Annotated in this window: 17 protein-coding genes and 2 tRNA genes; 2 read left to right on the forward strand and 17 right to left on the reverse strand. The window is 67.2% G+C overall.

Going from position 1 to position 18359, the window contains the following annotated elements:
- Positions 1-145: 145 nt before the first annotated feature.
- The 8 genes from metE to AU175_RS16070 all read right to left on the reverse strand — a co-directional run bounded on the left by metE (position 146) and on the right by AU175_RS16070 (position 9048).
- Complete coding sequence (gene metE, locus AU175_RS16035) at positions 146-2476, reverse strand: 5-methyltetrahydropteroyltriglutamate--homocysteine S-methyltransferase (RefSeq protein ID WP_066291888.1); 2331 nt, start codon at positions 2474-2476, stop codon at positions 146-148.
- A 55-nt stretch (positions 2477-2531) separates the two neighbouring features.
- Positions 2532-3500 carry a methylenetetrahydrofolate reductase gene (locus AU175_RS16040; protein ID WP_066291891.1) on the reverse strand — a complete coding sequence of 323 codons (969 nt, stop codon included), beginning with the start codon at positions 3498-3500 and terminating at the stop codon, positions 2532-2534.
- Positions 3501-3828: 328 nt separating this feature from the next.
- Positions 3829-4575, reverse strand: coding sequence for a hypothetical protein (locus AU175_RS21845; RefSeq protein WP_066291894.1), 747 nt, complete (start codon positions 4573-4575; stop codon positions 3829-3831).
- Positions 4572-5690: a vWA domain-containing protein gene (locus tag AU175_RS16050; RefSeq protein WP_066291896.1), complete on the reverse strand. Its 1119-nt coding sequence runs from the start codon at positions 5688-5690 to the stop codon at positions 4572-4574. The genes AU175_RS21845 and AU175_RS16050 overlap by 4 nt, the downstream gene beginning before the upstream one ends.
- Positions 5687-6694 (reverse strand): vWA domain-containing protein, encoded by a 1008-nt coding sequence (locus AU175_RS16055; protein ID WP_082979254.1) that lies wholly within the window; start codon positions 6692-6694, stop codon positions 5687-5689. Before AU175_RS16055 ends, AU175_RS16050 begins: the two co-directional genes overlap by 4 nt.
- On the reverse strand, positions 6694-7164 hold the full coding sequence (locus tag AU175_RS16060) for a hypothetical protein (protein ID WP_066291900.1): 471 nt from the start codon (positions 7162-7164) through the stop codon (positions 6694-6696). The genes AU175_RS16055 and AU175_RS16060 overlap by 1 nt, the downstream gene beginning before the upstream one ends.
- Positions 7154-8032 carry a DUF58 domain-containing protein gene (locus AU175_RS16065; protein WP_066291903.1) on the reverse strand — a complete coding sequence of 293 codons (879 nt, stop codon included), beginning with the start codon at positions 8030-8032 and terminating at the stop codon, positions 7154-7156. The genes AU175_RS16060 and AU175_RS16065 overlap by 11 nt, the downstream gene beginning before the upstream one ends.
- Positions 8033-8040: 8 nt before the next feature.
- Positions 8041-9048: an AAA family ATPase gene (locus tag AU175_RS16070; RefSeq protein WP_066291908.1), complete on the reverse strand. Its 1008-nt coding sequence runs from the start codon at positions 9046-9048 to the stop codon at positions 8041-8043.
- Positions 9049-9189: 141 nt separating this feature from the next.
- Between AU175_RS16070 and AU175_RS16075 the strand changes: the two genes are divergently transcribed.
- Positions 9190-9393 carry a hypothetical protein gene (locus AU175_RS16075; RefSeq protein WP_066294296.1) on the forward strand — a complete coding sequence of 68 codons (204 nt, stop codon included), beginning with the start codon at positions 9190-9192 and terminating at the stop codon, positions 9391-9393.
- 13 nt (positions 9394-9406) lie between these two features.
- Here the strand turns inward: AU175_RS16075 and AU175_RS16080 are convergent, their stop codons facing one another.
- The 7 genes from AU175_RS16080 to AU175_RS22565 all read right to left on the reverse strand — a co-directional run bounded on the left by AU175_RS16080 (position 9407) and on the right by AU175_RS22565 (position 16452).
- A complete protein-coding gene (locus tag AU175_RS16080) occupies positions 9407-10279 on the reverse strand; it encodes a carbohydrate ABC transporter permease (protein WP_066291910.1) in 873 nt (290 codons plus the stop codon).
- Positions 10276-11151 (reverse strand): carbohydrate ABC transporter permease, encoded by an 876-nt coding sequence (locus tag AU175_RS16085; protein ID WP_066294300.1) that lies wholly within the window; start codon positions 11149-11151, stop codon positions 10276-10278. Before AU175_RS16085 ends, AU175_RS16080 begins: the two co-directional genes overlap by 4 nt.
- Before the next feature lie 45 nt (positions 11152-11196).
- Positions 11197-12549, reverse strand: coding sequence for an extracellular solute-binding protein (locus AU175_RS16090; protein ID WP_066291912.1), 1353 nt, complete (start codon positions 12547-12549; stop codon positions 11197-11199).
- A gap of 106 nt (positions 12550-12655) precedes the next feature.
- Positions 12656-13861: an ROK family transcriptional regulator gene (locus tag AU175_RS16095; RefSeq protein WP_066294303.1), complete on the reverse strand. Its 1206-nt coding sequence runs from the start codon at positions 13859-13861 to the stop codon at positions 12656-12658.
- A 153-nt stretch (positions 13862-14014) separates the two neighbouring features.
- Positions 14015-15181, reverse strand: coding sequence for a class I SAM-dependent methyltransferase (locus AU175_RS16100; protein WP_066291914.1), 1167 nt, complete (start codon positions 15179-15181; stop codon positions 14015-14017).
- A complete protein-coding gene (locus tag AU175_RS16105) occupies positions 15162-16307 on the reverse strand; it encodes an NAD(P)-binding domain-containing protein (RefSeq protein WP_066291917.1) in 1146 nt (381 codons plus the stop codon). Before AU175_RS16105 ends, AU175_RS16100 begins: the two co-directional genes overlap by 20 nt.
- Positions 16308-16323: 16 nt before the next feature.
- Positions 16324-16452, reverse strand: coding sequence for a hypothetical protein (locus tag AU175_RS22565; protein WP_269449495.1), 129 nt, complete (start codon positions 16450-16452; stop codon positions 16324-16326).
- 129 nt (positions 16453-16581) lie between these two features.
- Between AU175_RS22565 and AU175_RS16110 the strand changes: the two genes are divergently transcribed.
- A complete protein-coding gene (locus AU175_RS16110) occupies positions 16582-17916 on the forward strand; it encodes an SAM-dependent methyltransferase (RefSeq protein WP_066291919.1) in 1335 nt (444 codons plus the stop codon).
- A 74-nt stretch (positions 17917-17990) separates the two neighbouring features.
- Here the strand turns inward: AU175_RS16110 and AU175_RS16115 are convergent.
- Positions 17991-18066: transfer RNA gene (locus tag AU175_RS16115), tRNA-Ala, on the reverse strand.
- 195 nt (positions 18067-18261) lie between these two features.
- Positions 18262-18334: transfer RNA gene (locus AU175_RS16120), tRNA-Ala, on the reverse strand.
- Positions 18335-18359: the final 25 nt, after the last annotated feature.

The raw sequence follows: 18359 nt of genomic DNA on the forward strand, positions 1-18359 counted from the left end.
AAGCTCGGCCTGGGAATCCTGCATCGATTGCTCCGTAACTGCCCTTATGAAGCCTGAAAAGGGCACCTACGGAGCAGTGGATGATTAAAGCGCGACGGCGGCCCCTCACCCAGGTGAGGGGCCGCCACTTATTTGTCGTGCTGAGTTACTTGGCTGCTTCCAGCAGGCCGGCGCGGACCGTCCTGGTGGCCTTGACCAGGTTGCGCAGGGACTCTTCGGTCTCTGCGTAGCCGCGGGTCTTCAGGCCGCAGTCCGGGTTGACCCAGAGCTGGCGGGACGGGACGTGCTTGACGGCGGTGCTGAGGAGTTCGGTGACTTCCTGCTCGCCCGGGACGCGCGGCGAGTGGATGTCGTAGACGCCCGGGCCCACGCCGCGGCCGAAGCCGTGGGACTCGAGGTCGTGGACAACCTCCATGCGTGAACGCGCAGCCTCGATGGAGGTGACGTCCGCGTCCAGGCCATCGATGGCGTCGATGATCGCGCCGAACTCCGAGTAGCACAGGTGGGTGTGGATCTGGGTGGCGTCGGCGACACCGGCGGTGGCCAGGCGGAAGGAGTTCACGGACCAGTCCAGGTATGCTGCCTGGTCGGCCTTGCGCAGCGGCAGGAGCTCGCGGAGGGCGGGCTCGTCCACCTGGATGATCTTGATGCCGGCGGCTTCCAGGTCGGCAATCTCGTCGCGCAGGGCCAGGCCAACCTGGTTGGCGGTCTCGCCCAGGGGCTGGTCGTCACGGACGAAGGACCAGGCCAGGATGGTGACCGGACCCGTCAACATTCCCTTCATCGGCTTGCTGGTCAGGGACTGGGCGTACTCGGCCCACTTAACCGTGATGGGGGCGCTGCGGGTGACGTCGCCCCACAGGATGGAGGGCCGGGTGCACCGTGAACCGTAGGACTGGACCCAGCCGTGGACGGTGACGTCGAAGCCTTCGAGGTTCTCGGCGAAGTACTGCACCATGTCGTTGCGCTCGGGCTCGCCGTGCACCAGGACGTCGTAGCCGAGCTCCTCCTGGAGCTCCACGACGCGCTTGATCTCGTCCTTCATGAGCTGCTCGTACTGCTCGTTGGTGAGGCCGCCCTTGTTGTTGCGGGCACGGGCCGACCGGATTTCCGACGTCTGCGGGAACGAGCCGATGGTGGTAGTGGGCAGCGGCGGCAGGTGCAGTGCCTCTTCCTGGGCGGCTTCGCGGACCGAGTACTCGGAGCGGTTGAAGTCGGCCGGGGTCAGTGCTGCAGTGCGGGCCCGGACGTCGGCGCGCTGGACGCCTTCGGCGGCGGCGCGGGAGGCGATGATGCGGGTGGCCTCGTCGATGGCCGGCTGCACGGCGGCGGCATCAGTCAGGACGCCGGCCAGGGTGGCAACTTCAACGACCTTCTGGTCCGCGAAAGCCAGCCAGCTGCGGAGCTGCTCGGACAGCTGTGCCTCTTCTTCGACGTCGTGCGGGACGTGCTGGGTGGAGGTGGAGGTGCTGATGGCCAGCCTGTCCACGGACTTCTTCAGCTCGGCGATCTTGTCTGCCGAGGCCTGCAGGTCGTTGCGCCAGATGTTGTGGCCGTCCACAACACCGGCAACCAGGGTCTTGTTGCCCAGGGTGGCCAGCTCGGCTGCAGCGGGGACGGCGCCCTTGAAGACGTCGATGTGCAGGGCGTCGATGCCGGAGCCGGCGAGGGTGCCGAACTGCTCGTTCAGCGCGCCGTAGGGGGTGGAGACAAACAGCTGCGGGCGGTTGGCTGCAGCTGACAGGATCTCGTAGCTGCGGGCCACGGCGGCCTGGATCTCCGCGGCGGAGGCGTCCTGGTCAACCACCAGAGCGGGCTCGTCCAGCTGGACCCAGCCGGCACCTGCGGCGGCCAGCTTCTCCAGCAGCGCGGTGTAGACCGGGAGGACATCCTCAAGGCGGGACAGCGGGCTGAAGCCGGCGGGGGCGTCGTCGGAGGCCTTGCTCAGCAGCAGGAAGGTGACCGGACCCACGATGTACGGGCGGGTCTCGACGCCGTTGGCCAGGGCGTACTCGAACTCTTCCACGATGCGGTTGGAGGTCAGCGCGAAGTTGGTCTCCGGACCGATTTCCGGAACGAGGTAGTGGTAGTTGGTGTCGAACCACTTGGTCATTTCCAGCGGCTGCTGTTCCTTGTTTCCGCGGGCAAGGGTGAAGTAGCCATCGATGTCCAGCTGGCCTTCGGCGTTAAGCAGGTTGCCGAAACGGGCCGGCACGGCACCGAGGTGGGCGGCGGCGTCCAGCACCTGGTCGTAGTAGGAAAAGGTGCCCGGAACGGCGGCGGCTTCGGTCAGGCCCAGGCCCTGGAGGCGCTTGGCCGTGCCCAGCTGGATCTCCTTGGCGGCGGCGTCCAGGGCGGCGGCGTCGATCTTGCCGGCCCAGTAGGCTTCAATGGCCTTTTTCAGTTCACGGCGGCGGCCGATGCGCGGGTAGCCAAGAATGGAGGCAGCGGGAAAGGGGGTGTTCAGTTCAGTCATGGGAAGTCCTTGGAAGTTTGGTGGAACGTTGTGAAGAGTCTTGAGGCCGCGCGGCTCAGCTGGCGAGCTGGCGCTGCAGGATTGCGGTGCGCCGGCTGGCGGAGCGGGAATGCCGTGGGAGCACCAGCTTGTCCAGCACTTCCAGCGCGCTCTCATGTTCATTGAAGGTGTACAGGTGGATGCCCTGGGCGCCGGCGTCGAGGGCAGCCTTGGCCAGATCCACCGTGGCGCGGACGCCGATCCGGAGCCGTTCGGTGTCGCTGTCCGCGGAAGCGAGGCGGGCAACGAGCTCAGGTGCCGGCTCTACGCCGCTAAGTTCGCCCAGCCGTTTGACCCTGCGGAGGCTGGTGAAGGGCATAACGCCCGGGATGATGGGGATGGTGACCCCGGCACGGCGGGCCCGGGTGAGGAGGTCCGCATACTGCTCGGCGCGGAAAAAGACCTGGGTGATGGCGAAGTCGGCGCCGGAGCGCTGCTTGGCAAGCAGCACCTCCACGTCATGGTCCTCGCTGGGGGATTCCGGGTGTCGGGTGGGGTAGGCAGCCACCCCAACGGCGATTTTTCCGGCGCACAGCAATGCGGAACGGCGCTGCTCCACGCGCCGGACGAGTTCAATCAGGTCCTGCGCGTAGCGCAGTGAGCCGACAACCGGCGGTGAGCCGTCCTGTGGACGGTCGCCGCGCAGCGCCAGGATGCCGCGCACGCCGGTGTCCAGGAGCTCGCCGATGATCTCCGCGAGTTCATTCGGCGTGTTGCCCACGCAGGTCAGGTGGGCCAGGGGCCGCAGCGTGGTTTCCAGTAGCAGCCGGTTGATGAGCTCGACGGCGGTGTCCCGGTTGGAGCCACCGGCACCATAGGTGACGGAGACGTAGTCCGGGTCCGTGGTTTCGAGTTCCCGGATGGTTTTCCAGAGCGACTCGGCAGCAGCCGGAGAGCGTGGCGGGAAGAGTTCGTACGAGAGTGCCACAGGGGTGGCGGTGTCGGATAGATTTGGGTGCGCTTCAATAAGGCTTGGGGGTGACATTTGCGTCCTTGGCTTTGGGTCGTTGTTAGCCACCGGTCAGCAGATGCGACGGTAGCCGGCAATGAATTGAGTTTGGGGAACACGGGAGAACTCCACGAGGACGCAGCCGCGACTGTTACGCCTGGAATGAAGTTGTCCGTGAGCAAATGTCAGGCCCACATGGGGGCACCCACACCCTCCGTGACGGAGGATCGCTGACACGTTACCGCGGTAACTTGTATAGAACTCTAGGAGCCCGGCGGGAAGCGTTCAAGTTGGCCACCGAATTAAGACGCAGCTTTACGCCGTATTTCATGGCCCCACAGAATTTTGTTCGCTGGCGGAACGGCTACCAGGGCTTGTCGGGTCCGGAGCCGTAATCGCCGTCCCGCAGGTATTCGTCGCGTTCCTGGCCGTTGTTGCGTTCCAGCTGGGAATTCCGGGCGCTTTCCTTGAGCTGCTCCAGCTGGGTCTGCCGCTCCGGATCGGCATCGGCAGGGGACTCCCCTTTCGCGTCCCCGGGCTGCGGTTCCGCCCCCGCCTTCGCGTCGTCGGATTTCTGCCGCAGCCGGGCTTCTGCCTGTTCCAGCTTCTCCCCCGCGTCCTGTGCCGACTGGTTCGAGTCTTCCAGGCACCCTTCGGGTGCCCCGTCCACCACCGCCAGCCCTTCGGCAAAAAGGTGCCCGGCTGCCAGCGGATCCTTCGCAGCCAGCCGGGCATCACCGAGCCGTTCGATGCTGAGTACCAGGTTGACCCGGATGATGCACTCATCATCTTCCCCGGTCAGGGCCAGGGCTTCCTCGAAGCGCTGCCGCGCAGCCTCGAAATCCCCCGCCAGGACCTGGGCGTCGCCTTCTGCGAAGGCTGCTATGTGGCGTTCGATGACGTTGACTGCCCGCAGTCCCGCCGCAGCGGAGCCCACTGCGTTGGCATCACGGGATTCAAACCCTGTGGCGGCCTGCCCCGCGAGGATGCCGAGGCTGAGCAGCTTGGCTGACAGGCAGAGGACAAGGAGCACGGGCAGCCCGGACCAGAGCAGGAGGAGCCGCCGGCGCCGGCGCAATGTGGCTTGCGGCCATGAAACATCCTGGTTCATTTCAGCGCCCCTTGTGCTGGCCGGCGGTCACGGCCGGGAGGCGAAGGTTTTGCCGGCCTGGGCCGGGTTGACGTTCTGGCCTGGTCCACCGGAGCGCTCTGGACCGGCGGCCGGAGCTCCCGCAGTTGCCGGAGCACCAGCACCGTTTCCCTCAGGGCAAGCACGAACGCCCCCGCCGCCAGGATCCAATACAGTTCCATCCGTCCCTCGAAGTTGCCGTCCCCTTCCCCGCGCCGGAGGGTGCCCGGGTTGGCTTCCTGCAGCATGGGCGCCGTTGCGTCACCTGCCGAGCGGTGCACGTAGGGAACGCCCAGGTCGCCGGCGATCTGCCGGAGCTGGCCTTCGTCCATGACGGAGAGGGCGTCCTGGCCGGTGCCGCCGCGCCGGTCCGGGATATAGCCGGCGCCGTGGTCCGGGCCCGGCCCGGTGTTTTCCTTCATGCGTCCGCCCCCGGCCGTGCCGTAGCCGAGCACGGCTCCCCCGCTGACCAGTCCCGTGTCCACGCGCATCGGTGCCGGCGCCTTTCCACTGGTCTGTTCCCCGTCACCGAAATAGAAAACGACGCGCGGCCGTTCGGGGTTGTTCTCGCGGGCTGCCCGGAGCCGCTCGCCCAGGAGCTTCGCCGCCACGGTGACGCTGCTTCCCTTGGAGTAGGCGGCGACCTGCGGCTCCAGCACCGTGACAAGGGTGTCCAGTGCCGAGGTGTCTGTGGTCAGAGGCATCCGGACGGCAGCATTGGTGTCAAAGGTGATCAGCGAGAAGCGTGCACCGGCCAGCTCCGCCGCGATGGCCCTGACGTCCTGGCGCACACCCTGAAGCCGCGGCAGGGAGTCCCCGTAGTCTTCGGCTGCGATGCTGCTGGTGGTGTCCACGACAAAGAAAACGTTGACATCCGCCGTCGCAGCGTCTGTGCTTCCGCCCGGGATACCCGGCCGAAGCGCCGCACCGAGGACGAGCAGCACGAGGATGCCGCGGAACAGCCAATCGCGGACAGCCCCCGGATCCCGGGCGGCGTCCCGTCGGCGGGCCCTGGTGATCTGCCCACCGAGGAACAGTACGACGGCGGCAATCAGCGGCAGCATGATCCACCCTGGCAGCACCGGATGCAGCGTCATGGCCTGAGCCGCCAGGACGCGCCGGCCAGGACAAAGCCGGACAGCAGTGCCACCGTCAGGGGAAGGTCCGGACGGTCCGAGACCACGGCGCGGGGCGCGCCCTGGATGGCCGCGGCCTCTGTTGCCTGCACGTCCCGGACAATGCCTGCCACGGCATCCGGGCTGTCCAGCGGGTAATAGGCTCCGCCCGTGGCTTCGGCTGCCGCCCGGAGCAAGGCACCCGGCTGTCCGGCGGCGGTGCCGTAATCAAAGTCGCCCGGATTCAGGGCGTAGACCCGGACATCACGTTCCTGTGCCAGGTCGCCCGCCTGGTCCAGGGTGAAGATCGGATCGCCGGAGAGGAAATTGTCCGTCGCCAGCACCACCGACCGCGAGCGCGGTGATTCGTCCCGGGGCGGGCCGTCATGTGCCGTTCCGTCCGCGGCCGGGAAGCTCTCCACGCAGCTGGCCAGCCCGTCGCCGATCAGGGACGAGCCGCGGCCGTTCCAGGTACCGTCCAGGAAGCCTGAGGTCCCGGCTTCACCGTTGAAGGCATCCTTGGCCATTGTCAGCTGCTCCTGCACATAGCTGTAGTCGTCGGTCAGGGGAAACACCTGGACGGCGCTGCTATCGAAGATCGTGAGCCCGATCCGTTCACCGTCGAAATCGGCGGCCAGTTCGGTGAAAACCTCCACCACTCTGGCATCGGCGCTGCTCATGGACCCGGACGCGTCCAGGCACAGGACGATGTCCCGGTTGTGCTGTACGGGCCGGATGGTGGTCAGCTCCACGGGCCGGGCGACGGCGATGGCCGCGGAGGCCGCCAGGGCCGACGCCGCGAGCGCCGCGACGCCCAGCCAGCGGCGGTACCGCCGGAGGGCGGCCTGGTACTCGGGCAGGGCAGTGAGCCGGTCCGCGTTGGCCACCGGCCGCCGTCGTGCGTTTTCCCGGTTTCCCTTCCGGAACACGAGCCAGCCGGCACCTGCTGCCGCCGCCGCGGCGACGGGAAGGATCCACCAGTACATCAGTTCCACGAGCGCACCGCCTGGCGTGCCGTCTCGGCGGACCGGGCCAGCGGCGGCAGCGGTTCCGCGCCGAACTCCCCGGGGTAGAGCCTGCCCACTGCGTGGGCCGCGGCCGGCAGCGGGTGGCTGCCCAGTTCCGCCAAGGTCATCCTGGGGGCGTCCACGCCGGTGACGTCGCGGGTGAATTTCCGGACCAGGAGGCTCAGTTCCTGGTGGGAAGCGCGGGACGTCAGCCGTCCGGCGGCGGCGTCTGCTTCGACGGCGTCGATCCGCGCGAGGTACGCCTCCTTGAGGCTGTGGATGTCCGACGGCGGCGTGAACCGCGGCGCTGCCGGCGGCGCCGGGCGGTTGCGGGTGCTGAGGAAAACAGCGGCATACCAGCCCACGATGAGGGTCAGCAGCGCGATCCCTGCCCACAGCCACAGCGGGCTGTACTGGAGCGGCCCATAGAACCCGGCGTTATCCTGCACGCCTGTGCCGTTCCAGGAGGGCGAACAGTTCCGTCATGACGTCGTGGCTGTTGGCCACATGGCCCTCGGAGATCCCCACGCTCCGCAGCATGGCATGCCGGCCGGACTCCCGTTCGGCCGTGGCCGTTGCATACGCCGCAGCCACTGCGGGCGACCTCGCGATCCGGTCCAGCAGCGGCGAGGCGTCCGCCACGCTGAACGAATCCGCGGCGCCACCGCCGGCAAGCTCAGCGTCCCGGATGGTGAGCCAAAGAATCTCATGCTGCGCCCGCAGCCGGCGGAGCAGCTGCTCCAGGCCGGGGTCCTCCGCCAGTTCGTCCGTGACGACAAACAACAGCTTCCTTCCCTTGACGGTGCGGGCCACGTGGTGCAGCTGCTCCTGGAGCCGGCTGGGCCCGCTGCCCAGGCTTGTCCCGGAATCAACCTCCTGCAGCAGCCGTTCCAGGTGGGCAACACCGGCCTTGGCCGGAAGGGTGCGGGATCCGTGGGCGTCGCCGCAGACCAGTCCCACCACGTCCCCGTGCCGGTGGGCAAGATAGCCCATGACGCCGAGGGCCATGACCGCGATGTCCTTCTTCGGTTCGCCGTCACGGGACTCGGCTGCCATGTTCCGGCCGGTATCGGCAATCAGCATGAGGGTCTGCCGGCGGACTGCAACGTACCGCTTGATGAGCGGTGAGCCGTGGCGCGCTGAGGCTTTCCAGTCGATGTCCCGGACCTCGTCCCCCGGGATGTAGGCCCGGAGGTCGTCAAAGTCGAGGCTGCGGCCACGGAACACGGAACCGTACTCGCCGTCGAGCATGCCGCGGGCTTTCCGGTGGGCGAAGATGGACATCTTCGACCTCACGCGTTGGAGCAGGCTGGTCATTGGGGGGCTCAGGGTGTCTGGACGGACGCCACGATGGCGTCGATGACCGTCTCCACCGGCACCTGCTCGGCCACCGCCTCGAAGCCCAGGATGAGGCGGTGCCTGAGCACGCGGTGCGCGAGCGATTTGACGTCCTCGGGGATCACGTGGTCCCGGCCGTTGATCAACGCCACGGCCCGGGCCGCCTGGCTGAAGGCGATGCTGGCGCGGGGGCTGGCGCCGAATTCGATGAAGCCTGCCAGCTTGCGGTCGATGTACTGCCCGGCGTTCCGGGTGACGAACACCAGGCCCACGATGTAGTTGATGATGGCCGGATCAATGTAGATGCGCTTCACGAGCTCCTGGACGCCCATCACGGCATCGAGGGAGGCGGCCGCCGCCGGAATCTGTTCCGGGGTAAATACCCCGGCGTCGATCCGCCGGATGATCTCCGCCTCCTCCGCCGGGGACGGGTAGTCCAGGACGTCCTTGATCATAAAGCGGTCCATTTGGGCTTCGGGCAGCTGGTAGGTGCCTTCCTGCTCGATCGGGTTCTGCGTCGCGAGCACCAGGAACGGCGACGGGAGCTTGTACTCCTGTCCCCCGATGGACGTCTGCCGCTCCTGCATGGCCTCCAGCATGGCGCTCTGGGTCTTGGCGCTGGAGCGGTTGATCTCATCGAGGAGGACGATGTTGGCGTGGACCGGGCCCAGCTGGGTGATGAAGGTTCCCTTGGCGGCGTCGTAGATCTGCGTGCCGACGATGTCGCTGGGCAGCAGGTCCGGGGTGCATTGGATCCGGCGGAATTCTGCGCTGACGGACTCGGCCACCGTCTGCGCGGCGGTGGTCTTGGCCAGGCCCGGGACGCTTTCCAGCAGGATGTGCCCGCCGGTCATGAGCCCTATCAGCAGCGATTCCCGCAGCCGCGCCTGGCCCACCACCTTCGCGTCGAAGCTGCGGGAGATGTTGGCAACCACCTGTTGCGCGCGGGCCAGTTCCGCAGGTTCGATTCTCGCGGATGTACTGGTCTGTAGCACTGGATTTCCCCCTGATGGCCGGTGTGGCAGGCCATCGCCTGCTGACTGCACTCCGCCCGCCATACTATCCAAGCCAGCCGCAGCGACCCGTGCAATGGGGACCCCTCCCCATCCGTGGCACTGCAGGTCTATCCTGTTGCAATGAGCGAGCTTCCAGCCAGTTACAAGCAGTTCCTCGCCGACAAGAGCGAGAGCTTCATCCTTGCCGTCAAGCCTGTCCTGCAGCAGTCCGCTGCAGACCAGCTGCACGGTGTCCGGGTCACCTACAATGTGGGTCCCACAGGCCACCAGGCCCACCTTGACGACAGCATCCCCTTTGGAGTGGTGGTCGAGGACATCGACTGATGGCCATGCAGGTTCACCCCTTCATGGCACCGGTCAGGGCGAAGGAGCTGCCGGCTCCGCGCGCCACGATGACGTAAAGCGCGAGGACCGGAACTGAATAAAGGATCGAGAACGCGGCCAGCTGGCCGTAGGCCACCGCGCCGTGCTGTCCGAAGAAGCTGAAAATGGAAACGGCGGCGGGCTGTCTCGCCTCGGACAGAAGCAGCACGAACGGGACGAAGAAGTTTCCCCACGCCTGGATGAAGACGAAGATAAAGACCACGCCCAGCCCCTGGCGCATGAGGGGAAGGACGATTGTGCGCAGGGCGGCAAGCCCGGAAGCGCCGTCAACCCACGCGGCCTCCTCGAGTGAGACCGGCACCGCATCCATAAAGTTCTTCGTCATCCAGATGGCCATGGGGAGCGTGGTGGTGGCCATAAAGAAGATGGTGGCGGGCATGGAGTCCAGCAGCTCGAGCTGGACGAAGAGCCCGTACACGGGCACCATGATGGCGGTGACGGGCAGGCAGGTGCCGAACAGGACCGCGTAGAGGAACGGCCTGTTGAACCTGGACCGGTAGCGGGAGAGCGGATAGGCCGCCAGCACCGCCGCCACAAGGTTGACCGCCGCTGTACCGGCGGAGAGGACCATGCTGTTCCACAGGGGCTGGAACAGCAGGCCGGGTGTCATGACCGCGGCAAAGTTGTCCAGGGACACCTCGCCGGGAACCCGCGTCTCGTGGCCCGCTTCCGGGTCGAGGGAGGCGAATACCAGCCACAACAGTGGCAGCAGGAAGCATGCCCCGATCAGCAGCAGGGCGGCGTCCGCCGGAAGCCGGGCGCGCCGCTGGCCGCGGGAGGGCCCGACGTACAGCTCGCGCCGGGAGGCCGGTGCCGCCGTCGTCATGGTTTGCCCTCGCGGAGGAGGCGGACGTACGCCGCCCCGAAGACAGCCCCGATAAGGATCAGCAAAGACGCCACCGCCGTGCCGTAACCGATGTCCCCGAATTTGAACGCCTCCACATAGGCCAGCACGGGAAGCGTAGTGCTGGAATTCGCTGGCCCGCCCGCGGTCATGACCCAGATGAGCGTGAAGACTGCCAGCGTCTGCAGCGTAATGAGCATCAGGTTGGTGGCGATGCTGCCGCGGATCATGGGGAGCGTGATGAAGGCCAGGCGCTGCCAGCCGGTGGCGCCGTCCATGAGGGCGGCCTCAGTCACGTCCGCGGGGACGTCGTTGAGGGCGGCGCGGTACACCAGCATGGAGAACGCAGTACCGCGCCAGACGTTGGCCAGCATGATCGCAGCCATCGGAAAGGAGTACAGCCAGTCCGGCTGGCCGAAGCCCAGCCCGCCCAGCAGCTGGTTCAGCGTCCCGTCCCGGCTGAAGTACGCATACGCGGCAAACGCGGCGACAATCTCAGGAAGCACCCAGGCGGCCACCACGGCAGTCCCGACGACGGCGGCAACCGGCTTCCGCGCCTGCCTCATCAGCACCGCGATGGTGAGCCCGAGCAGGTTCTGCCCCAGGATGGCGGAGCCACCGACAAAGAGGACGGTCAGGCCCAGCGAAAGCGGCAGGACGGGGTCGGTAAGCAGCCGCTGGTAGTTGTCCAGGCCAACCCAGCCCGGGCTGCGGGCGTTCCGTCCGGTCAGCGCCGCATTGGTGAAGGACGCCTGGAACGCCCACAGCACCGGACCGGCCAGGAACACCAGCAGCAGCAGGACGGCGGGAACCACCGGCAGCAGGCGTGCCCTGCGCCGCAGCCCGGCCGGCATCCGCCACGTGGGCAACGGACGCATGAGGGGAAGAACCGGCACAGCCTACTTCCGGACGGTCTTGTCGCCGCCCACGATGCCTGCCACTGCGGCGTCGTAGTCCGCAGCCGCCTGTTCCGGGGACTTCGAGCCGGTGATTACTGCTTCCGTGGCTTCCTGCACGGCTGCGGAAATCCGCGGGTAGTCGGCAGTTGCCGGCCGGTAATGCGTGACGGAGACCAGGTCGGAGACGTCTTTCACGAACGGGTTTGCCGCCTGGTAGCCGGCGTCGGCTGCAACGTCCTCGCGGACCGCGATCTGGGAGCTGGCGATGTTGAAGGCCAGTGAGTTCTTCTGGTTGAGCGCCGTGCCCAGGAACTCAAAGGCCAGGTCCGGGTCCTTCGTGCCGGCCCCGACGGCCAGCGTCCATCCCCCCGACATGCTGACCGCGCCGGGTGCCTGGCCGTCCTTGGTGGGGAAGGCGGCCACTCCCATGTCCGTGCCGTATTCCGGCCATTCGTAGCTGCCGCCTTCCTGCCAGAACGACGGCGCGTAGGAACCTTCCACCGTGGCGCCCATTTTCCCCTGCGGGAGCCACTCCCCGAACACCTTTTTCCACACGTTCGCGTCGAGGGCTTCGGCCGGGGAAACCGCGAGCTGTTCGTCATAGAGGGTCTTGAGGAACGCCAGCGACTCCGTGAACCCGTCCGAGCCCACCACCCATTTCCTGGCGTCGGCGTCATAGAGGGCGTCACCGGTTCCGTACAGAAGCTCATAGAAACTCTGCATCACGGTGCCTTCACCGGTGCCCTTGCCCGCGTACATGTTGAAAGGCACCACGGTGGGGTCGTTGGCCTTGATTTTCCGGGCCGTGTCCAGGATGTCCTGCCAGGTGCGGGGCTCCCACGGGAGGCCGACGCCTGCAGCGGCCAGGACTTTTTTGTTGTACCAGATGGCGCGCGTGTCGGTGCCCAGCGGGACGGCGTACGTGCCGCCGTCGTCCCCCAGACCGGCAGCCTTGGCGGCGTCGTCGAATTTCTCCCAGTCCTTCCACTGCGCCAAATGGTCATCCAGTTTCAGCAGGAAGCCGGCGTCAACGTCGGAACGGACCTTGAACGTGTCCTCGTAGAAGACATCGGGGGCCGTTGACGGCGACCGGAGGGCCAGTGCCAGCTTCGTGCCGTAGTCGTCGTCGTTGGCCTGGATGGGCTGCAGCTCCACCGTGACGCCTTCATGGGCGGCTTCGAACTCAGACTTGGCTGACTGGAAGAGGTTGTCCAGCGCCGAGAAGGAATCTGTCTTCTGGTAGACCACCTTCAGGGTCTTTGCCTGGTCGGCCGGGGCCGCCGGCGAACAGGCACACAGCAACAGGGCTGCGGCGGCGATCAGGGAGGTTATGTTCAAGGCCCGGCGACGCATGGTGCTCCATTCAGTAAATGGCTGCAGTCCCCTTGTCTGCGGGCCCCAGCCGCGGCGATATCCAAATGCTAGACGGGCACCCTGCCGTGGGCAAGGCACCGCGGATTCAGCTCTCCAGGAGCAGACGCTGCGCGCGGGGGGCCAGCATATGTTCCAGGACCAGGCATGCGGCACCGATGGCGCCCACGTCCTCCCCTACCCCGGTTCCAACCACCTCGATCGTGTGGATGAGCCGGGCCGCGCTGTTGGCTTCCAGGAGCGGCGGGATCCTTTCCAGGTACCGCTCTGACAGCCGGCTCCAGTACGGCCCGCCGAATACAACGCGCTCCACATCAAGGGTGTTGGTGACCACGGATACGGCGCGGGACACGAGCACTGCCGACTTGTCGATGATGGCGAGCGCCTGCGCGTTCCCCTCATCAGCGAGGTCACAGAGCCGTGAGAAGCTCTGCTGGACAACGGCCCCGCTGTTGTCGGTGCGGGAACCGCCGTCCAGGATGCCGGCGGCTTCGGCTTCAGCCACCAGCACCTGCGGGATGGCCGAAGATTTCACGCAGCCATGCAGGCCACAGTCGCACAGGGGGCCGCCGGGGTCCACCACGATGTGCCCGATCTCGCCGGCGTTGCCGGACGTTCCGCGGACCACCTCGTCGTTGAGCACAATGCCGCAGCCGATGCCGGTTCCCATGTACATAAAAATGAAGCTGCCGGTGCCGCTGGGGCCGCCCGCCCACGTCTCGGCGACGGCGGCGCTGGTGACGTCCTTGTCCACCAGGACGGAGTAGCCGGTGGCTTCGGTCAGGGCGTTGCGCAGTTCAACCCTGTCCCAGCCGGGCAGCAGCGGCGGATCAACCACCGTGCCGTTGTCCAGGTCGATGGGGCCCGGTGCTGCCAGGCCGAGGCCGGCGATCTTGGCAGTGTCCACTCCGGAGTCGGTGACCAGTTGCCCGATCTCCGCGGCAATGGTTGAGATCACAGCACCGGGATCGTTCCCGCCGGGCGTCTTGATCCGGGAGTGCTGCACCACAGCGCCCACAAGGTCCAGCACCACGAATGTTGTCACGGCGGGGTCCAGGTGGACGCCGATCGCGTACATGCCTGAGGGGTTCAGGCGGAGGATGGTGCGCGGCTTGCCCGGGCCGCTGCCTTCCTTGCCGGCTTCCACGATCAGGTGCTGGTCCAGCAGGCGGCGCGAGATGTTGGAGATCGTCTGCGGGGAGAGCCCCACGATCTGGGCGAGTTCCACCCGGCTGAGGCCACCGGAGGACCTGCGGATGGCGTCGAGGATGACCGTGAGGTTGAAGTCCCCCATCCGCGGCAGGTTGGTGCCGCGCCTTGGCGATGGCTGCCGGATTTCGGACACGGATTCCCCTAAACGTCTTCGGCCACTAAATGATGTCTGAATGGTACGTTACCGCCTGCCATCCGCCCATATGTGGAGGCAAGGGCGCGCCGCGGCCACGGCCTACCGTGATGCCCGCTTCGTGCTGACCGCTACCGTGAACTTGGGGTTGTGGCCTATCACGGCGGTGGGGCCCACCAGGCGGTCCAGTGCCGGCAGGTAGTTCAGGTGCCGGTTGAAGACGGTCCACAGCTGGCCTCCCGGGGCGAGGACCCTCCCGGCGGCCTCAAACATCTTGATTCCGGCGCCGGCGTGGACGGCCGCGCCAAGGTGGAAGGGCGGGTTCAGCAGGATAAGGTCCACGCTGGCGTCGGGGAGGGTGCTCATGGCGTCGTCCTGGAGGACACTCACCCGGCCGGCGAGGCCGTTGGCTGCAGCCGTACCTTGTGCGGATGCGACGGCGGCCGCTGACTGGTCGGTGGCGGTGACCTCGGCTTCGGGGTGCTGCCTGGCGTACATGGCGGCCAGGATCCCGGTGCCGCAGCCCAGGTCCACTGCGCGCCGGGCGGCGGGCATCGCGGGCAGGAACGTCAGCAGGAACCGGGTGCCGATGTCCAGCCTGGCCCCGGCAAAGACAGCCCCGTGTGCGGCGACGTCCAGGTCCAGCTCAGCGAGGTGCTCCACCACGGGAACCGGATCCGGTCCTGACGCTCCCCTGGCGTCCGCGGCCACGATGACGCGGGATTTGTGCCGGGCAAGCTGCGGCTGGACCGTCCCGAAATACCGTTCGAGCACGGCGTTCATTCCCAGCGACATGTGCTTGACGCGGCCACCGGCCAAAAGCACGGCCCCGGGAGCAGCGTGGCGTGCCACAGCCCCGGCGACGTCGTCGAGTTCGGCCAGGGTCTTGGGCAGTTGCAGCAGGACGAGGTCGGCGCCGGAAAGCAGTTCCTTCCCCAGCGGCAGCTGCTCGAACCGATGCCGTACACCGGCGTCCGGGAGAGCGGAGTCCAGGCCCAGGGCGGCGGCGTTGTTCCGGAGTGCACGCTCGCCTGTGATGAGGTCCTGGTGTACGCGCACCGTGCGCACTCCCAGTGTGGCCAGGGCGCCCAGCGTGAGGGCGCCGTAGCGGTCCCCGATAACGGCCACGCTGCTGTTCGGACCTGTGCGGTCCGCCGCCGTCTCCAGCAGGAGCCTGTCCGTGGCATCCCAGGCCTGGAGATTCGGAGCCTCCACGTCCGGGCGCCGCCGCAGCGTCCCGAAGACGTCCTCAAGACTGTTGTGTGCCACTGGCTGGTGCCGCCTTTTCATTGGATGGTGCCGTGGAGGTTCCGTATTGAAGTCCGGGCAGTTTCAGGATGGCCGCCACGGCAGCGCGTCCGGCCCGGTTCGCCCCGATGGTGGACGACGACGGCCCGTAGCCCACGAGGTGGACGCGCGGCTCCGCGGCCACCTGCGTGCCGTCCATGGCGATGCCTCCGCCGGGCCCGCGGAGATGCAGCGGGGCGAGGTGTTCGAGTTCGGCCCGGAAACCGGTGGCCCACAGGATGACGTCGGCGGCGAGCAGGCTGCCGTCCGGCAGCCTGACGCCGTCGGGCTCGATGGACGTGAACATGGGACGGCGGTCCAGCACTCCCCGTCTGGCCGCGGCCCGCAGCGCTGGCGTCCAGACCAGGCCGGTGACGGCAACGACGCTTTGCGGCGGCAGCCCCTGGCGGACGCGTTCCTCCACGAGGGCCACGGCGTTATGGCCGGCCTGGGCGTCGAAGTCGGCATCCCTCCATTCGGGTTCCCTGCGGGTGAACCAGCTGGTAGTGGTCACCCGGGAGATTTCGTCCAGGAGGCCGACGGCGGAGATTCCTCCTCCGACCACGATGACGTGCCGGCCGCGGAACTCCTCCGCGGAGACATAATCGGCGACGTGCAGTTGCCTGCCCCGGAAGGTGAACTGTCCCGGGTAGATGGGCCAGAACGGCCTGGTCCAGGTGCCGGTGGCGTTGATGACCGCCTTTGCGGACCAGTCGCCGTCGGACGTGGTGATGCCAAGCCGGCCGACGGGGTCGGTGTCTTCCCGGGTGACGGCGGTGACCTTGACTGGCCGCCTGATGGCCAGCCCGAGGTCCCGCTCGTAGCCGCCGAAGTAGCGGGCCAGGAAATCGGAGCTGGGTTCCGCCGGATCCACGTCCGGCTTCGCGATGCCTGGCAGGTCACTGATGCCGTTGACTGTGGCCATCCGGAGGCTTTTCCAGCGGTGCCGCCAGGCACCCCCCGGCCCTTCCTCGGCGTCGAAAACGGCATACGTAGCGTCCTGGCGGGTACCTGCAGGGGCAAGACCGCGGCGCTGCAGGTGGTAGGCGGCGGAGAGCCCGGCCTGCCCTGCACCAACCACCGCAACATCCACCAGCTGCTTTTCCATGGCCTGTCCGGCTCCGCTAGGCCTTCTCCACGACAGAGGATGTGGGCTGGATGGGACCCGCCCCGTCCGGGCTGACCAAGAGCGCGCCCATTTCATCGGCGTACGGGCTGGAGCATGCCGGGCAGGGGGGAAGGTCGTCAGTCACCTCCCAATGATAATCGGGCTGCACCGTTCATGGCGCGGTTCGAATTTCGGCCAGAAAATCGCCCGCAATCGCTGACAGGCGCCCGGGTCGGCCGTACTGTTGGCGCATGGCGGAAGAGAGGCACCCAACATGAAGAACACTACTGCTGCATCACGGCTGGCCAGGGCGCTTTGCATCGTGCTGGGGACCGGGGAGATCCCGCTCCGGCTGCGGGCCTGGGACGGATCCGAGGCGGGGCCGCCGGACGCGCCCGTGCTGGAGTTCCGTAACCGTCGTGCCCTCCGGCGGATCCTGTGGTCACCGGGCCAGCTTGGCTTGAGCCGGGCTTACGTTGCCGGTGACATCGATTCGCCAGGTGACATCTTCGCGGCTTTCACGGCCCTCAGCTCCGCGGGAAAGTTCGCCGAGCCCGGCCCGTTCAAGCCTCCCAGCCTCGCTGAAGTCTGGACTTTACTGAAGACCGCCGTCAGGTTGGGGGCCCTGGGGCTTAATCCCGCGCCTCCGCCGGAGGAGGCGCGCGTCCACCGGGCTGGGCGCACGCACTCCAAGCGCCGGGACGCCGCCGCGATCTCGCACCACTACGACGTCGGCAACGACTTCTACTCACTGGTGCTCGGGCCATCGCTGGTGTACTCCTGTGCAGTCTGGGACAGCAGCCTTGGATCGGATCCCGCAGGCGACGGTCCCGGGAACGGTGGACCCGACAGCCTGGTGGCCGGGCTCGACGCCGCCCAGGAAGCCAAGCTGGACCTGGTCTGCCGCAAGCTCGGGCTGAAACCGGGCATGAGGGTGCTGGACGTCGGCTGCGGCTGGGGCAGTTTCGCCCTCCACGCCGCTGACCGTTATGGCGTCAGCGTCGTCGGGGTGACGCTGTCCACTGAACAGGCGGTCCTGGCGCGCAAGCGGGCCGCCGACGCCGGCCTGACGGAGAGAATCGATATCAGGGTCCAGGATTACCGCGACGTGGACGACGGTCCCTTCGATGCGATCAGTTCGATCGGTATGTCCGAGCACGTGGGCCGTGACCAGACGCCCGGTTACGTTTCCCGGCTGTACAGCCTGCTTCGGCCCGGCGGCCGGCTGCTGAACCACGCGATCTCATGGAATGCCGGGCCTACCAGCCCGGACCCGGACTCCTTCATCCCCCGCTACGTTTTCCCCGACGGCGAAATGATCAGCCTGGGCGAGATGGTCAGTGCCCTGGAGGCCGGCGGCCTGGAAATCCTCGACGTCGAAGCCCTGCGCCGGCACTACGCGCTGACCCTGCGTGCGTGGGTGCGGCGGCTGGAAGCCAACTGGGATGAGGCCGTCAGTCTGACGAGCCTGGGGCGGGCGCGGGTGTGGCGGCTGTACATGGCCTCCAGTGCCCTCGGCTTCGAGGCCGGAATTACCGGAGTGAACCAGGTCCTGGTGCAGCGCCCGGGCGGCGCGGAGCCACCGCTGCGCCGGTCCGATTGGACCTGATGAACGGCCCCGTGCGAAATGCCGCCTCCGGCGGGAACCAAGAAAGCCACCCGGAGGGGTGGCTTTCTTGTGTTTGGTGGAGCTGAGGGGACTCGAACCCCTGACCCCCTGCATGCCATGCAGGTGCGCTACCAGCTGCGCCACAGCCCCAAACTTCTGTTTCTTTGAACTTTCGCTCGCGGAAGCAACCTGATCAGCTTAATGCAGAATCGCCGTGGACGCCAATCGGACGCGGCGTTTCGGCGCAACACGGCTGAAGCAGTTTCGCGGCCGGCTGGAGGGACGCATTCCTTCTGGGGCAACAAAAAATCCGCCGGAATCTATTGATTCCGGCGGATCGTCCGGTGGAGCTGAGGGGACTCGAACCCCTGACCCCCTGCATGCCATGCAGGTGCGCTACCAGCTGCGCCACAGCCCCAGATCTCTCTGTTGTCCCCGCGTTT

Origin of the sequence: Arthrobacter sp. B6, assembly GCF_001663775.1 — a bacterium.
GTDB lineage: Bacteria > Actinomycetota > Actinomycetes > Actinomycetales > Micrococcaceae > Arthrobacter.

What these genes read in the sequence shown, in the direction of transcription:
- metE (WP_066291888.1), bottom strand. Translation starts at nt 2,476, where the DNA reads ATGACTGAACTGAACACCCCCTTTCCCGCTGCCTCCATTCTTGGCTAC.
- AU175_RS16040 (WP_066291891.1), bottom strand. Translation starts at nt 3,500, where the DNA reads ATGTCACCCCCAAGCCTTATTGAAGCGCACCCAAATCTATCCGACACC.
- AU175_RS21845 (WP_066291894.1), bottom strand. Translation starts at nt 4,575, where the DNA reads ATGAACCAGGATGTTTCATGGCCGCAAGCCACATTGCGCCGGCGCCGG.
- AU175_RS16050 (WP_066291896.1), bottom strand. Translation starts at nt 5,690, where the DNA reads ATGACGCTGCATCCGGTGCTGCCAGGGTGGATCATGCTGCCGCTGATT.
- AU175_RS16055 (WP_082979254.1), bottom strand. Translation starts at nt 6,694, where the DNA reads ATGTACTGGTGGATCCTTCCCGTCGCCGCGGCGGCGGCAGCAGGTGCC.
- AU175_RS16065 (WP_066291903.1), bottom strand. Translation starts at nt 8,032, where the DNA reads ATGACCAGCCTGCTCCAACGCGTGAGGTCGAAGATGTCCATCTTCGCC.
- AU175_RS16075 (WP_066294296.1), top strand. Translation starts at nt 9,190, where the DNA reads ATGAGCGAGCTTCCAGCCAGTTACAAGCAGTTCCTCGCCGACAAGAGC.
- AU175_RS16080 (WP_066291910.1), bottom strand. Translation starts at nt 10,279, where the DNA reads ATGACGACGGCGGCACCGGCCTCCCGGCGCGAGCTGTACGTCGGGCCC.
- AU175_RS16085 (WP_066294300.1), bottom strand. Translation starts at nt 11,151, where the DNA reads ATGCCGGCCGGGCTGCGGCGCAGGGCACGCCTGCTGCCGGTGGTTCCC.
- AU175_RS16090 (WP_066291912.1), bottom strand. Translation starts at nt 12,549, where the DNA reads ATGCGTCGCCGGGCCTTGAACATAACCTCCCTGATCGCCGCCGCAGCC.
- AU175_RS16095 (WP_066294303.1), bottom strand. Translation starts at nt 13,861, where the DNA reads ATGGGGGACTTCAACCTCACGGTCATCCTCGACGCCATCCGCAGGTCC.
- AU175_RS16105 (WP_066291917.1), bottom strand. Translation starts at nt 16,307, where the DNA reads ATGGAAAAGCAGCTGGTGGATGTTGCGGTGGTTGGTGCAGGGCAGGCC.
- AU175_RS16110 (WP_066291919.1), top strand. Translation starts at nt 16,582, where the DNA reads ATGAAGAACACTACTGCTGCATCACGGCTGGCCAGGGCGCTTTGCATC.